General features: G+C 39.7%; 15 protein-coding genes. 6 read left to right on the forward strand and 9 right to left on the reverse strand.

Annotated elements, in window-relative coordinates; translation table 11 throughout:
* Positions 1-27: 27 nt before the first annotated feature.
* Together AC1DNH_RS11800 and AC1DNH_RS11805 are read right to left on the reverse strand one after the other, a co-directional pair.
* Positions 28-1257 carry an ABC transporter permease gene (locus AC1DNH_RS11800; RefSeq protein WP_477608282.1) on the reverse strand — a complete coding sequence of 410 codons (1230 nt, stop codon included), beginning with the start codon at positions 1255-1257 and terminating at the stop codon, positions 28-30.
* Between the two features lie 102 nt (positions 1258-1359).
* Entirely contained in the window at positions 1360-1713 is a 354-nt protein-coding gene (locus tag AC1DNH_RS11805; RefSeq protein ID WP_477581186.1) for a HesB/IscA family protein, read from the reverse strand.
* 92 nt (positions 1714-1805) lie between these two features.
* Here AC1DNH_RS11805 and AC1DNH_RS11810 point away from each other — a divergent pair, with 92 nt between their 5' ends.
* The 3 genes from AC1DNH_RS11810 (at position 1806) to dnaA (ending at position 5977) form a co-directional block, all read left to right on the forward strand.
* On the forward strand, positions 1806-2336 hold the full coding sequence (locus AC1DNH_RS11810; protein ID WP_477581184.1) for a DUF7935 family protein: 531 nt from the start codon (positions 1806-1808) through the stop codon (positions 2334-2336).
* Between the two features lie 109 nt (positions 2337-2445).
* The gene (locus tag AC1DNH_RS11815) at positions 2446-3993 is read left to right on the forward strand and encodes an acyl-CoA mutase large subunit family protein (RefSeq protein ID WP_477608284.1); all 1548 of its coding nucleotides are present in this window, start codon (positions 2446-2448) and stop codon (positions 3991-3993) included.
* Between the two features lie 553 nt (positions 3994-4546).
* Entirely contained in the window at positions 4547-5977 is a 1431-nt protein-coding gene (gene dnaA, locus AC1DNH_RS11820) for a chromosomal replication initiator protein DnaA (protein WP_029275646.1), read from the forward strand.
* A gap of 129 nt (positions 5978-6106) precedes the next feature.
* Here dnaA and AC1DNH_RS11825 read toward each other — a convergent pair whose 3' ends face one another.
* From AC1DNH_RS11825 to AC1DNH_RS11845, 5 genes are all read right to left on the reverse strand, one after another.
* The gene (locus tag AC1DNH_RS11825) at positions 6107-6655 is read right to left on the reverse strand and encodes an NUDIX hydrolase (protein WP_477581178.1); all 549 of its coding nucleotides are present in this window, start codon (positions 6653-6655) and stop codon (positions 6107-6109) included.
* 39 nt (positions 6656-6694) lie between these two features.
* Entirely contained in the window at positions 6695-7084 is a 390-nt protein-coding gene (locus AC1DNH_RS11830) for a hypothetical protein (RefSeq protein WP_477581176.1), read from the reverse strand.
* 125 nt (positions 7085-7209) lie between these two features.
* Positions 7210-7989 (reverse strand): TPM domain-containing protein, encoded by a 780-nt coding sequence (locus AC1DNH_RS11835; RefSeq protein ID WP_215125400.1) that lies wholly within the window; start codon positions 7987-7989, stop codon positions 7210-7212.
* A 3-nt stretch (positions 7990-7992) separates the two neighbouring features.
* The gene (locus tag AC1DNH_RS11840) at positions 7993-8436 is read right to left on the reverse strand and encodes a TPM domain-containing protein (RefSeq protein ID WP_477581172.1); all 444 of its coding nucleotides are present in this window, start codon (positions 8434-8436) and stop codon (positions 7993-7995) included.
* Positions 8437-8519: 83 nt separating this feature from the next.
* Positions 8520-9101 (reverse strand): LemA family protein, encoded by a 582-nt coding sequence (locus AC1DNH_RS11845; protein ID WP_039480897.1) that lies wholly within the window; start codon positions 9099-9101, stop codon positions 8520-8522.
* A gap of 457 nt (positions 9102-9558) precedes the next feature.
* On the opposite strand from AC1DNH_RS11845, the gene AC1DNH_RS11850 reads away from it, so the two are divergent.
* The 3 genes from AC1DNH_RS11850 to AC1DNH_RS11860 are packed head-to-tail and all read left to right on the forward strand — an operon-like array spanning position 9559 to position 12005.
* Positions 9559-11100 (forward strand): NAD(P)/FAD-dependent oxidoreductase, encoded by a 1542-nt coding sequence (locus AC1DNH_RS11850; RefSeq protein ID WP_477581169.1) that lies wholly within the window; start codon positions 9559-9561, stop codon positions 11098-11100.
* Between the two features lie 33 nt (positions 11101-11133).
* Complete coding sequence (locus AC1DNH_RS11855) at positions 11134-11601, forward strand: DinB family protein (protein ID WP_477581167.1); 468 nt, start codon at positions 11134-11136, stop codon at positions 11599-11601.
* 44 nt (positions 11602-11645) lie between these two features.
* Positions 11646-12005: a CoA-binding protein gene (locus AC1DNH_RS11860; RefSeq protein WP_477581165.1), complete on the forward strand. Its 360-nt coding sequence runs from the start codon at positions 11646-11648 to the stop codon at positions 12003-12005.
* On the opposite strand, the gene AC1DNH_RS11865 is transcribed toward AC1DNH_RS11860, so the two are convergent.
* Both AC1DNH_RS11865 and AC1DNH_RS11870 read right to left on the reverse strand, forming a co-directional pair.
* Positions 12002-13111, reverse strand: coding sequence for an acyloxyacyl hydrolase (locus tag AC1DNH_RS11865; RefSeq protein WP_477625395.1), 1110 nt, complete (start codon positions 13109-13111; stop codon positions 12002-12004). The two genes, AC1DNH_RS11860 and AC1DNH_RS11865, sit on opposite strands and share 4 nt — an antisense overlap.
* Complete coding sequence (locus tag AC1DNH_RS11870; RefSeq protein ID WP_477625396.1) at positions 13111-14076, reverse strand: lipid A deacylase LpxR family protein; 966 nt, start codon at positions 14074-14076, stop codon at positions 13111-13113. The genes AC1DNH_RS11865 and AC1DNH_RS11870 overlap by 1 nt, the downstream gene beginning before the upstream one ends.
* Between the last annotated feature and the right edge of the window lie 674 nt (positions 14077-14750).

Raw genomic sequence — 14750 nt, forward strand, 5'->3', positions numbered from 1 at the left:
ACCAATCAACTAGTGAACCAACAAAGCCTATTCGTACCTCAAGGCCTCTACAGGATCTAGTTTTGACGCTTTTTTAGCAGGATAATATCCAGATAGGATTCCTACAAATACACATAATACAAAACCACCAATAATAAATAACCAGGGAATTAAGAATGCGCCACCCATGGCCAGTGAGATGAGATTCCCTAAAACTATTCCCAGAAAAATACCCAGGGCACCACCCATTAAACAGATTACTACGGCCTCGATCAAGAACTGGCGGCGAATTACCTTCGGGTTTGCGCCGATGGCTTTACGGATACCAATTTCGCGTGTACGTTCAGTAACCGAAACGAGCATGATATTCATTAAGCCGATTGAGGCTCCAATTAGGGTAATAACTCCGATGGCAACACCACCAATAGCCACAAAAGCCAGATTTTCGAATAAAGTTTGAGCAATGGCATCACTCTTGGTAATCTCGAAATTATTGGTTTCGTTCACCTTAACCTTGCGGATATTTCTGAATAGTGCAGTAGATTCACCAATAATGTTTTCCTGCATCTCATTACTGGGTACCATTACTGTTATGGTGTAAGATGGATTGGCATTGGCGTTAATCTGTTTGGCTTTTAGCAAAGGCACATAAACAGCCCTATCACCGCTAAAGCCCATACTCGATCCTTTTTTCTCTAATATGCCAACAATTTTAAAACGGTTATTACCTACATTGATCAGTTTGTCTAAAGGATCGGAGCCTTTAAATAATTTTTCAACTACTTCGCCACCAACAATACAAACGTTGCTTCCGAGCTGTATTTCAGAAACACTAAAATTTCTTCCTTGTGATAAATTTAATCCCTGAGAGGCTAAACCATTTTCATCTATACCCTGAACATTGATGTTGGGATTGGTTTTTAAACTCCCGTATTTTATAGTAGAACCACCGCTGGCAAAAACACTTACGGCAACAGTTGCAGGTGTATTCAGACTATCTTTAAATTTAACGGCATCTTCGTAGCGGATGGCTTTAAAAGGTTTTGGGCGTTTGCCATTGCCAATTCTAATTCCTGTACCGCGGTTTCTGATGGTGAAAGAGTTTGCCCCCATGCTACTAAATGCATCAGTCATACTTTTCTTTACAGCATCAAGAGTGGTTAAAATCCCAACCAAAGCCATTAAACCAATGGCAATAATTAAGGCGGTAAGCATAGTACGCAAGCGGTTCGCTTTAATAGATTCTAATGCCAGTCTGATGTTTTCTCTGTAATTCATTTAGTATTGCGATAAGCGTTTGGCGGGCAAAGCTTGTAAAAATAAAAAAAGTCCCGATGTTTAGACAAGGGGACCGCACTATATGTTACAATAATATTTTATTTATGCCGAGAAACTCGTGCCACAACCGCAGGTGCTGGTTGCGTTAGGATTAACGAAAGTGAAACCACGTGAATTTAATCCATCTTGCCAATCGATCATCATGCCCATTAAGTACATCTGGTGTGCTTTGTTCATGAAAACCTTAATGCCGTCAATTAAATACTCCTGATCGCCTTCTTTTCTCTGATCGAAACCTAAAATATAATTCATGCCAGCGCAGCCGCCACCTTCTACGCCAACACGTAATCCGTAATCTTCACTTATCTCCTGCTGATCCTTTAATTTATATAACTCTTTGGCTGCTCCTTCAGAAAAAGTAACTGGTGCAAATGCTGTATCAACTGTTGTGCTCATGTTATTTAAATTTTATCTGTTACAAATATAAATAATAATGCACATTTTTGCTTTTAACGGTCCGTTAATATTACCGTAATTAAACAATACTTATGAATACCCAACAAATTTTAGTTGATATAGTGATCTTATTTGCAGGCATTTTCATTGCACTAATGGCTGTTTATTATATTTTAAAGAACGATATCCAGCGTTTCTTTAACTTAAAAACCATCGAGCTAAACAAAGAAAGCCGGGCGCATATTTTGCCCTTGCGCTTACAGGCTCACGAGCGTTTAATCCTATTTATCGATCGTATTAACCCTGCAAATTTGCTTGTTCGCCTGCATCAGCAAGGAATTGCCATTGCTACGTTGCAAGCAGGTATTTTAAATGAAATCCGTTCGGAGTACCAACATAATATTACCCAGCAGTTGTATGTAGATAGTGTAACCTGGGGTGTGGTGCGTAAATTAAAAGACGATACCATTGCCATGATTAACAATGCAGTACAAGGTTTACCTGCTGATGCAAATGGAATTGAGTTGAGTAAAGCAATTTTACAGCACATGGCCAGTATTGATGAAAACCCTTACGATTTAACCATCGAACTGATCAAAAAGGATATTCACCAACTTTTTTGATGTGGTTAATTGTTTCGGTTGGTTAACTGAAATATGCACAGTTAACCAATTTCAACAGTTAAGCAACTTTGCTGCACTAATGAACCAATGACCATTGAACTAACCAATTATGAGCGAAAAAAAGTATACCACCACTTCAGGTATTGAAATAAAGGCGCTGTATACCGAAGCGAAGCCAATGGAAGAGCTGCCTGGAGAATTTCCATTTACCAGGGGAATCCAGAAGGATATGTACCGCGGTCGCTTGTGGACGATGAGGCAGTATGCTGGTTTTTCAACTGCTGAAGAATCGAACAAGCGTTATCATTATTTATTGGCTCAGGGAACAACAGGTTTATCTGTTGCTTTTGATCTTCCAACACAAATCGGTTACGACTCTGATCATGAAATGGCTGATGGAGAGGTTGGTAAAGTGGGGGTGGCTATCGATTCGTTAAAGGATATTGAAATTTTATTTGATGGTATCGAGCTGAAAAACATCACGACTTCGATGACGATCAATGCTACTGCTTCAATTTTATTGGCCATGTATATTGCGCTGGCTAAAAAACAAGGCGCAGATTTAAAACAGATTTCGGGGACGATACAGAACGATATTTTAAAAGAATATGCTGCAAGAGGCACATATATCTATCCGCCAAAGCAATCCATGCGTTTAATTACCGATATTTTTGAGTTCTGTAGCAAAGAAGTGCCAAAGTGGAATACCATTTCTATATCTGGCTACCACATTCGTGAAGCTGGATCAACCGCTGTACAAGAACTTGCTTTTACATTGGCTAATGGAAAAACCTACCTAAAAGCCGCTTTAGATAAAGGTTTAGATATTAATGTATTTGCGAAGCGGTTATCGTTCTTCTTCAATTGCCATAATAATTTCTTTGAAGAAATAGCGAAATTTAGGGCCGCAAGGCGGATGTGGGCGAAAATTACCAAAGATTTGGGTGCTGCAGATGAAAAAGCGCAGATGTTAAGATTTCATACCCAAACCGGAGGCTCAACCTTAACGGCGCAACAACCTCTAAACAATGTAATCAGGGTAAGCAATCAGGCTATGGCTGCCATTCTTGGCGGAACTCAATCCTTACATACCAATGGTTATGATGAAGCACTTTCGCTTCCAACCGAATCGGCTGCAAAAATTGCTTTGCGTACTCAACAGATTATTGCCTTCGAGAGTGGTGTTACCGATACCGTAGATCCATTGGCTGGATCGTTCTTTGTAGAAAGCTTAACCGATGAAGTAGAAGCTGCTGCCTGGGCTTATGTCGATCGGATAGATGCCATGGGTGGCTCGGTTAATGCCATCGAAAGCAACTATATGCAAAATGAGATTGCTGATGCAGCTTACCAGTATCAGAAAGAAATCGAAAATGGCGAAAGAATCTCTGTAGGTGTAAATAAATTTACCCAGGAAGAAGAAGGCCTGACAGAGGTTTTTAATATTGATGATTCAATCCGCAAACTGCAATCTGAAAAATTAGAATATTTAAAAGCAACCCGCGATGGAGATGCTGTAGAAAAAGCATTGCAAGAGTTGGATGAAGCTGCAAAAGGCGAGAAAAATTTGATGCCGTTGATTATAGATGCCGTTGAAAAATATGCTACACTCGGCGAAATTGCAGATGTGTTTAGACGGACTTTTGGCGTTTATTAATAAACTTAACCCTCGTGGTTTTTGCACTTTATTTCAGGATAAAATTAAAGGGACTTTGCTTTTAATTATGTCTTGATAAAATGAACGAATATTTTGTTCATTGATCCTAAAATAATGAGTTAAGCTGTCGTAAAATTCATACAACAATAAGGCGAAATGAAATAATCTAATATTAATTTAAACGATCTGCTTAAATTAATATTAATTTATTTATCTTATGGCTTTGATTCTCAGTTTATTCGAGATTAAAAAAGACTAAAACGCTTAACTAGTGCCTAAAATGGCTTAGATTTTGCTTTTTCAACAGCTATTCGAAGTGATGGGGATGTATTGATGTTAAATTATGGTTAATGTGGATAACCAGTGTTAATAAATAGTTATCAACATAAAAAATTGAGGTTAAGCGGGCTACTATATTCCTTATCAGTACGTTACGATTTATTTGAAATTTTTGTTTAAAATGTTGATAATTTTCTCAATATTCGTAGTCCCTAAACGGACCATCCCTTTAATTCGAATAGGCACTGTAAACCAATAAATTATAGAAATCGCAATGGAAAAAACTTGTACAGAAGTATGGAAGAACTGTCTTCAAATTATTAAGGATAACATTCCGAGCCAAAGTTTCAAAACTTGGTTCGAGCCAATAACAGCCCTTAAATTGGAAGGTAAGGTTTTAACTATACAGGTGCCAAGTTTGTTCTTTTACGAATGGCTTGAAGAACATTATGTAGGCTTGCTTCGCAAGACTGTAAAAAAACAACTTGGAGAGGATGGCAGGTTGGAATATAACATCGTTGTAGATAAATCATCAAACAGCGGTAATCCTTATACTACCAATATGCCCTCAAATGGAAATGGAGCGGAGGCAAAGGTACAATCGATGCCGATTCCGGTTTCCATTAATAAGGATATTAAAAACCCATTTATTATCCCTGGATTAAAAAAATTAAATGTTGATCCACAATTAAACTCTAACTATACTTTCGAAAATTATATTGAGGGAGATTGCAACCGCTTGGCGCGTTCTGCAGGTTACGCTGTAGCTGCTAAACCAGGAGGTACATCTTTTAACCCGCTAATGATTTACGGAGGAGTAGGTTTGGGTAAAACGCACCTGGCGCAGGCAATCGGTAACGAGATTAAACGCAGCATGCCAGATAAATTGGTGATTTATGTAAGCTGTGAGAAATTCTGTCAGCAGTTTGTAGATTCATTAAAAAACAACACCATTAACGATTTCGTTAATTTTTACCAGGCAATGGATGTGATCATTATGGATGATGTACACAACTTTGCTGGTAAAGAAAAAACACAGGATATTTTCTTCCATATTTTCAATCACCTTCACCAATCGGGCAAACAGGTAATCTTAACATCTGATAAAGCACCGAAAGATTTAGCTGGTTTGGAAGAGCGTTTGTTAAGCCGTTTTAAATGGGGTTTATCTGCAGATTTACAGATTCCTGATCTGGAAACACGTATTGCCATTTTAAGAAAGAAAATGTATGCTGATGGTATTGAGTTACCAGGTGAGGTGGTAGAATATGTTGCACACAACATTGATAACAATGTGCGTGAGTTGGAGGGGGCTATGGTATCTCTGTTGGCACAGGCTACATTGAATAAAAAAGAAATTGATTTAGCCCTTGCTAAGCAAATGCTAAAGAACTTCATTAAAAATACTTCTAAAGAAATTTCAATGGAGTACATCCAGAAATTGGTTTGCGAGTATTTCGAGGTTCCTGTTGATATGGTTAAATCGCAAACACGTAAACGAGAAATTGTTCAGGCACGTCAGATTTCGATGTACCTTTCTAAAAGTCATACTAAATCATCGTTGAAAACAATTGGTGCTTTCTTCGGTGGCCGCGATCACAGTACCGTAATCTACGCTTGCCAAACTGTAGAAGATTTAATCGATACCGATAAAAAGTTTAAAGCTTACGTACACGATATCCAAAAGAAATTAAAAATGAGCTAAACTAAGTTCAGGAACTGAAAGGTAGAAGGGTTTAAATAAAATCTTTCGTTCATGTTCAAAAGTTTATGCAAAAAACAAAGGCCCGATAAAATATCGGGCCTTTGTTTTGATGTGTTTTTTAAGAAAAAATTAAAGTTTTTCCACTTCAGCTAAGCCATATAATAAGGCCGCAACATGTAATGCCTGGGCTATTTTATTGTCTTTTATCAGTTGCTTTACTTCCTCAACAGTATATTCTTCAACATTTAATATTTCATGTTCATCTAAATGCTGTTCATGCGTTTTAATACCACCAGTTAAGAAGTAGGTAAAGGTTCTGTTGTTTGACGTTGCCGGATTAGGGTAAAGCTCGGCAATAAGTTTGCAGGTTTTAAAGCTGTAACCTGTTTCTTCTAGGAGTTCACGTTTAACTGCAAACTCAGGCGCTTCATTACCATCAATTACACCACCTGGAACCTCGAGTGAAACAATATCGGCTGCATGGCGGTACTGGCGCACCATGATTATTTTTCCCGCTTCTGTAAGTGCAATTGCATTAACCCAGTTCGGATACTCTAAAACATAATAATCGTCTTTTATAATGCCATCGGGAAGTTTAACCTCGTCTACCCGTAAGGTAGCCCACTTTTCTCTTACTAAATATTTAGAGGCAATTTTCTGCCACTTTTCTATAATCATTTATTTACATTGTTTTGTTTAGTGCCATGCGCGTGGCGTTTAGCGCAAATACTGTTGTATCGTTTTCTGACGGTGCAAGTTTACCAAATGTACGATCTTGTGCCGATCTGACAGGTATTGATAGACTAGATTCAGTTTTGGCGCGATCATTTGGTTTCTATTCTGACTCACACCCATTTCGTAATATAAGAATTCGCTGAGCGAGTCGAGTTTTTCGGGAGGGAGGTCGCCTTCGGCTAACCAGTTTTCAAAAACCGAAAGATCTTCATTTTCAAGAATTTCTTTTGGCAATTGAAAGCCGCCTTCCATGGTTTCGTCAAAAAGCTGATTGGCTTCAGCCAACTTGCCTTCTAACTTTAAGCCCATAATACGGGCCAAAACCTGTGCAAGTTTCTGTATTTCTGCTGTAATTAAATCTCTTCTGTACATTATTGTTGTAATGTTTTAATCTGTTGGAAAGTTGTAACGTTCAAAAAGGAACAGATTCTAACTTATGGACTATGGACTATGGACTATGGACTATGGACTATGGACTATGGACTATGGACTATGGACTACCAGCTTCCGCTGCTTCCACCACCGCCAAAGCTTCCTCCGCCAAAACCACCGAATCCACCGCCGCCTCCACCAGAAGAACCGCCTCCCCAGCCACCGCTACTTCGGCCGCCACCGCCACCGCTTCCAAAAAGCATTGCCCAGAACAAAGCGTTAGATGCACCCCGACCGCCAATTACTTCGCTACCGCCTCCGCCACCTTTTCTCATGATGATGATGATGACGATTACAATAATGATAATAATTACGATACTGCCACCTCCGCCACCTTTCTTTGAAGAAGTTTTAGGACTATCATTTTTATATTCGCCTTTGGTATATTTTATAATCGAAGTAGTACCTTCATCTAAGCCGGCATAATAATTTCCGGCTCTAAAATTGGGTTTAATATCGTTATCAATAATACGCTTGGCATAAATATCGGGCAATGCGCCTTCCAAGCCATAACCTGTTTGGATAGAAATTTTTCGATCGCCAACAGCCACAACGATCATAATCCCGTTGTTTTTGCCACTTTGGCCAACTCCCCATTTTCGGCCCAGCTCAACGGCGTATTCGTTAATATCATAATCGCCTACCGATTTTAATATCGCTATGGCAATCTGTGTTGATGACGAATCATTAAAAGCCACTAATTTAGTTTCCAGTTGCTGTTTTTGATCGGCTGATAACACATTAGCGTAATCATTAACCAAAGTATTGGGTTTCTCTGGAAAATCCTGTGCGAAGGCGAAAGTGAATAATAAACTCAGTAACGAGAAAAGGAATATTTTCTTCATCGCTTATTTCTGCTCTAGATTGTCCATAAAAACGATATCATTTGGCAATTCATTAATGTCGCCTTTTTGAGGAGGGAAGAATAAGGCTAGTTTTTCTCCGGCCAATGCTACTCCCGCAATAATGCCATCAGCTAAATTGCCTTTTGCAAAGTGTGCAGTCATCGCTATTTTGGATGTTTCCCAAAAATTTTCTGGTACTACCTGGTTAATACCTACATCGCCAATAATGGCAAACTTATGATCGGCATGCGCCAGGTAAATCAGCACCCCATTTCTTTTGGCTGTTTTGTCCATATCCAGCTTGGTAAAATACTCGATAGCTTTTTCGTATGGGTCACCCGCGCAGTGTTTATCAATAGCAATCCTAATTTCTCCAGATGTAGCTCTTTCTGCATCTGAGATCGCGTTTGCTATTTTTTCTTGTTCAATATCTGAAAATAACGACATGTGCTTATTTTGTATGAAGTAAAAAGGGTAATAAATGTTTAGTTAATAAACATTCACTACCCTTATATATTGTGTTGAGAATATTAAAATTCTACTTTAGGTGCATCTTTTGCGGTAGCATCGGCCTCGAAATACCCTTTAGGTTTAAAGCCGAACATGCCAGCTGTTAAATTGGTTGGGAACGATCTGATTTTGCCATTATACTCTTGCACAGCGTCGTTAAAATCTTTACGGGCAACGGTAATCCTATTTTCGGTGCTTTCTAACTGCGCCGATAAATCACTGAATTGCTGTGTAGCCCTTAGTTCAGGGTAATTTTCGGTAATCGATAATAATTTACCCAAAGCCTGGCTCAATTGTCCCTGAGCAGCCTGGTATTTTTGGATGTTTTCTGGTGTCAGTTCATCAGCTTTAACCGTCATCTGTGTTGCTTTTGCACGTGCTTCGGTTACGGCAGTTAAAGTACCCTGTTCAAATTTGGCCGCTCCTTTTACAGTAGCTACCAGGTTCGGAATTAAATCTGCTCTTCTTTGATATTGGGTTTGCACAGTTCCCCATTTCGATTTAACGTTCTCATCAAGTTTAACCATGCTGTTATATCCGCATGAACTTAAAGTGCTCACTGCAATAACTGCAGCTAAAATTCCAAATATTAATCTTTTCATTTTTATGGTTTTTGTCTTTTTAATAGAATTGATTTATGGTCAATTTACGAATTAGATATCAAATTGCATGCCTTTGTTACAGTTTCGGTATTTATCTGACAGGTTGACAAGCCACTCATTGAATTTAATGAGATTAAATTGGTGTTTTTTTGTTTTATAGCGCAGTGCTTTTCGCTTTTTTTTTGCTGGTCCAGCTCCGATCGTGGCTAATTTACTGTGGTCGCGGCACGGAAAACCAACATAGGAGTTCAGAAATAACCTAATTAAACCCGATCGAACGGATCCCGACGTAAAGTCGGGAGGAGGTAGAGCTGGAAGAAAAAGACCTATGGATACTGCAATTGCTTTCTGAGTGTACAAATATTTTTTATATGGTTTCAACAGAATGGTAAATCACATTAATTATTCTTGATAGTTGCCTATCTTTGTACTGTTCGGGATAAAAACCTGACATGATATGCAAAAAGACATCGAAATTACGCTGCTCCCGCACGAGGTAGAGCAAACAGAGGTGATTAACCAGAAACTGGCTGAAGCGCTAAAATTACCTGGATCAAGAATTAAAGGCTATGAAATCCTGAAAAGATCGATAGATGCCCGTTCGAGAAAAGTATTATTCAGACTTCAGGTAAAGGTTTTTGTAGATGAGGAAGCCATTCCCGAAGTATACACCATTAACTATAAAAATGTAAGCGACGCAAAGCCTGTGATTATTATCGGGGCTGGTCCGGCCGGGTTATTTGCAGCTTTGCAGTGTATCGAGAATGGATTAAAGCCCATTATTATCGAACGTGGTAAAGATGTAAAACAGCGTAGGAGAGATTTGGCTGCCATAAACAAGCAGGGTTTGGTGAATACAGAATCTAATTATTGTTATGGTGAAGGTGGAGCCGGAACCTATTCGGATGGTAAACTGTATACCCGTTCCAATAAACGGGGCGATATTAATAAAGTGCTTCAGGTTTTTGTAAACCATGGGGCAGAAGCTGATATTGCTATCGATGCCCGTCCACATATAGGTACCAACAAACTTCCGCATATTATTACTTCCATAAAAGATACGATCCTGAATGCTGGGGGCGAGGTGATGTTCGATAGTCGTATGACTGATATTTTGATCGAATTCGGAAAAGTAAAAGGAATTGAGATAAATTTTGAAGAAAAGTTGTTAGCCGATGATATTATCTTGGCAACTGGTCATTCTGCAAGAGACGTGTACGAATTGTTGAACAGTAAAAATATCCTGATTGAGGCTAAACCATTTGCTTTAGGCGTACGGATTGAGCATCCTCAGGAAATTATTGATTCAGCCCAGTATCATTGCGATATTAGATCGGAGTTTTTACCTCCAGCGTACTACAGTTTGGTGGAGCAGGTTGGTGCCCGTGGGGTGTTTTCTTTTTGCATGTGCCCTGGAGGTATTATCGCACCTTGTTCTACGGGCGAAAATGAAATCGTGGTAAATGGCTGGTCGCCATCTAAACGGAATAACCCTTATGCCAATTCAGGAACGGTGGTACAGGTTACCTTAAACGATGTTCAGGGTTACGATCCGCTTAGAATGTTGCATTTCCAATCGGAGATTGAGAAAATGGCTTTTGAGGCCGGTGGTGGAAACCTGGTTGCTCCGGCCCAGCGCATGGTTGATTTTGTGAACAATAAATTATCGATCGATTTACCAAAGAACTCCTATCTTCCCGGTACCAAAAGTTCTATGCTCGACAATATTTTACCCGATTTCGTATCGGATAGCTTACGCGCGGCATTACCCTTGTTTGGGAAAAAGATTAAGGGATACTATACAAATGAAGCTATTTTGGTAGGGGTAGAGAGTAGAACATCATCACCGGTTAGAATTCCGAGAGATAAAGAGACTTACCAGCACCCTCAGGTAAAAGGTTTATATCCTTGCGCAGAAGGCGCAGGTTATGCCGGTGGAATTGTATCTGCAGCAATAGATGGTATTAACTGTGCAAATGCAATATTAAACGCATCTTAACAAACTTTATATTGCCCCAATTGTTGTTTGGGTATGTTTAATATCACGAATGAAATTAAAAAGGCATTTAATGGCGATGCCTGGCATGGTAACCATGTAATGCAAACCTTAAATAATGTTAATCCTGAAAGTGCGTTTAGCCATTTTGTGCCAGGGGCGCATTCTATTGCCGAAATCGCCCTGCATTTAACTGCTTGGACAGAAGAAGTTACCTCAAGATTGAGTGGGAAACCTGCTGCAGAACCCGCAATGGGCGATTGGCCAGTGCCCGAAAGTAGAACGCCTAAAGCCTGGGAGCGCATTATCTTTAATTTTAAAATTGCTAATGAAGAACTCATCCGCTTGTGCGAAAGCATAAAAAATAACCAATGGAATGATGAAGTAAAAAGTGAGCGGAACCCGGCGTTGGGAACAGGCGTAACCAATGCAGAGCTTTTAAGTGGTTTGGCACAGCACCATGCCTACCATTCTGGTCAGATCGCTTTACTTTCTAAATTTTAATGGCTTAATTAACCTGTAATCAATAAATCTTTGGAATCACCTTTATGAAGAAGACACTTATTATCGGCGCGTCGCCAAACCCATCCAGATATGCTTATAAAGCAGCCAATATGCTCAAGCGCTTCAATCACGAAATTGTTAACGTGGGCATAAAAAAAGGAGAGGTTGCAGGCATAGAAATTGAAAAACCGGATCAGATCCACACCGATATAGACACCATAACTTTATATATTGGCCCACCTCTACAGGCGCAATATCACGATTACATCCTGGCAACAAATCCCAAACGGGTAATTTTCAATCCAGGAACTGAAAATTATGAGCTGGAAAAATTATTGAATCAGCACAATATCGAACCAGTTGAAGCCTGTACTTTAGTATTGCTAAGCACAGGGCAGTATTAAAATCTATATACCACGCCCCAGTTTACGTAATCAGCCTGCGCAAAGTGCATATAGGTTTTGGCCTGTAAGCCAATGTGCGGCGTAATATTAAAAGTAGGTCCGAAGGTCCAATACCAGGTCGCTTTATCCATCAATCTATTGTAGTGGATGTATTTTCCAATCTGTGCTGCAACGGTTATGCGCCATAAGTTGATATCAGCACCAATACTGATTCCGGTACRCCATTTATCATACGAAGTGCCATAGTTCTGGAAGGTTGCTCCATAATTATCCGGGTCAAATACGGTAAAATAATAAACGGCATCAGCACCGGCCTTAAGCGACATCACATCATTCAGGTAAAAATTGTAACCTGCATATAACCCGCTTTTGAATAAACCTTTTGTTCTATCGCCAAATACCCCCCTTGCGCCTAAACCCGCACTAAGCTCAATTGAATTACGCTGTAAAGTGGTGTAGGTGCTTTTCCGCTCAGTAGTTAATGTTTTTGGGTTGTTTAGTTTAAGTCCGATGTAAACATTTCCGGTGTTCAAACCCCCATTGGGTACAGTAGCTCCACCATTCGATACGTGTAAAAAACCTAAACCTACTAATAGATCCGCATATTTACTCATTGGCAGCTCCATTCCTAAATCTGCTTTAATGGTTTCATTAATCGGGCTTCCCAAAAATCGGTTTTTGGTATTCTTAAAGTAATACTTGTTCGTGTAGCCCAAGCCAACGCCTGGCGTAAAATTAAATTTAGCTTTTCCGACTTTGAATAGCTGAAAATCCATCTGTGCCACTAAGCCATATACCTGCCCAAAAGCATTGGCCGAAGTATCCTTTGTACCTTTCAGCTTGCTCAGGTCCCTAAAAACAAATCCGATCCCGTAAGATCTGGCACCACCAAATCCTATCCATTTATCGCTGTTCTGGCTGATGTCTTTAAAATATGCCGCATCAAACCCCGTAATCTGATCCTGAAACAGATGTCCCTGATCATTATTTACATGTGTGCCAAATATGGGCTTAATAATAATCGAATGATTTTCGGGAGCAATTTGAGCCTTAGCAAATGCGCAGCCCGTAATAACGAAAATAAGAGAGAGTAGTTGTTTTTTCATTAGCTTTTACTAAAACGGTAAGCAAGACTATAAAAGGCATAACGGTAGCCAGTGGCACTATTTTTAACTTCGTTCGAAGTAAAGGTAGCCGTATAATTGGCTGTCCAACGCGCAATGGCGAAGGTTAAGCCCACCTGTGTGGTAAAAACAACAGGTTTGGGTTTAAAGGTGATCGGCCCTTTATCATTCAAAAATAATCCGCCCTGCAAACTCGAATCGAAAGCAATGGCATGTAACTGAGGACTAACGGAAAGGAAAAGTTCGTACTTGCGTTGCGCTTTGTTCGGATGGTTGTTGCTCACCAAGCTGTTAAAAGCCGATGAACCATCCATATCGTTAAATCTGCCCAGGCGTAACATTGCGCCGAGATTGGCTTTTGTAATCACATTACCAACTGCTGCTGAAGTTGTTCCTGTAATATCGAATATTTTATTGTTTGTGCTCATTAAAAGCTCGTTGTATTCTACACCTAGGTTTAATGTTGGTTCGCTGTTTAAACCGTATTCCCATCCTTCAATCTGATTTTGACCAACCAGCTTATGAAATGCTTTTTGAAACTCTTCACCCAAAGCATCTTTTCCCGTAAGTCCAATCTGCGCAGAAACCTTAAGCATCTGTTTATTTACGTAAAACCGACTATAATTTGCCTCGCCATAAAGGTATGCCGTAAAAGGGCGGTCGTGTAGGGCAGGGTTTGGCACAAAGCTGTAATATGGATTGTATATTTTTTGGCCAAGCTCAAATCCGATAATCTCTTTGCTTCTCCCTGCTTTTAAATTCTCTCCATTCAGGGCATGCCTATATTTAATAAAAGCACCATTTGTATAATAACGGTCGCTTGTAATATCAATGTAGGCATCATTCTCAGAGATAATGACAAGCTCGTTTTTATAATTTTGCGCATAACCGATTTCCGCTACGCCGATAAATAGCAGAGAAAGGTATAGTTTGAGCATCAACTTCATTTATATGGATGGTTTAATAAAGCCATAAAAGTATTAATTATTGTTCAAAAATTCGATACGATGCCTGCCAATTGCACACGAGTCTTCTGAAGTTTCAATAGGCATAGGCGTTGGAAAACGTCGAAAGTCTATTCAGGCCACACAAGTTATTCCTACATTATATAATATAAGATTGCTTTTGTTTTTAGGAAAGGCAGGTTCTGTGCTACTATATAGGTTTGTTCCCGCTATCCGCTTTATCCCGATGAAAACCTGTGAAACAAGCAAGCACACCAAAATATAACACAAACCGGTGCTTAAATCGGGATGCCCGCTGCAATCGGGTTTATTCTGCAGGGTCTTCCGAAGTTTTAAACGGCCGGGCGCAGGTAAAACTCCGTAAGTCTGGGAAGCGCAGCCCGACTAAAACAGGAGTTCCCCTAAAAAGTTTTGCTGTCCTTAAAACTTTTTCCTGTTGAAAACCATGGAGTTACCTTGGATCTTCGGATAATCCTTAAAAAATCTTTGCGGTAGTGTTAATTTTTTCTACTTTTGCATCCCGCTTCGGAGGAAGGGTTTTGAATGAAAGGATGGCACAGGGATGATGAGAGCGGGATTTATTTTAAAATAAATGTTGCGGAAGAGGAAAAGATTGCTACCTTTGCAGCCCGTTCAGGAATGACGGAAAGCTGAAT

The sequence above is a fragment of the Pedobacter sp. 01N310 genome, from assembly GCF_056399805.1.

Coding starts and splice junctions, on each gene's coding strand:
- AC1DNH_RS11800 (WP_477608282.1), bottom strand. CDS start 1,257: ATGAATTACAGAGAAAACATCAGACTGGCATTAGAATCTATTAAAGCG.
- AC1DNH_RS11805 (WP_477581186.1), bottom strand. CDS start 1,713: ATGAGCACAACAGTTGATACAGCATTTGCACCAGTTACTTTTTCTGAA.
- AC1DNH_RS11810 (WP_477581184.1), top strand. CDS start 1,806: ATGAATACCCAACAAATTTTAGTTGATATAGTGATCTTATTTGCAGGC.
- AC1DNH_RS11815 (WP_477608284.1), top strand. CDS start 2,446: ATGAGCGAAAAAAAGTATACCACCACTTCAGGTATTGAAATAAAGGCG.
- dnaA (WP_029275646.1), top strand. CDS start 4,547: ATGGAAAAAACTTGTACAGAAGTATGGAAGAACTGTCTTCAAATTATT.
- AC1DNH_RS11825 (WP_477581178.1), bottom strand. CDS start 6,655: ATGATTATAGAAAAGTGGCAGAAAATTGCCTCTAAATATTTAGTAAGA.
- AC1DNH_RS11830 (WP_477581176.1), bottom strand. CDS start 7,084: ATGTACAGAAGAGATTTAATTACAGCAGAAATACAGAAACTTGCACAG.
- AC1DNH_RS11835 (WP_215125400.1), bottom strand. CDS start 7,989: ATGAAGAAAATATTCCTTTTCTCGTTACTGAGTTTATTATTCACTTTC.
- AC1DNH_RS11840 (WP_477581172.1), bottom strand. CDS start 8,436: ATGTCGTTATTTTCAGATATTGAACAAGAAAAAATAGCAAACGCGATC.
- AC1DNH_RS11845 (WP_039480897.1), bottom strand. CDS start 9,101: ATGAAAAGATTAATATTTGGAATTTTAGCTGCAGTTATTGCAGTGAGC.
- AC1DNH_RS11850 (WP_477581169.1), top strand. CDS start 9,559: ATGCAAAAAGACATCGAAATTACGCTGCTCCCGCACGAGGTAGAGCAA.
- AC1DNH_RS11855 (WP_477581167.1), top strand. CDS start 11,134: ATGTTTAATATCACGAATGAAATTAAAAAGGCATTTAATGGCGATGCC.
- AC1DNH_RS11860 (WP_477581165.1), top strand. CDS start 11,646: ATGAAGAAGACACTTATTATCGGCGCGTCGCCAAACCCATCCAGATAT.
- AC1DNH_RS11870 (WP_477625396.1), bottom strand. CDS start 14,076: ATGAAGTTGATGCTCAAACTATACCTTTCTCTGCTATTTATCGGCGTA.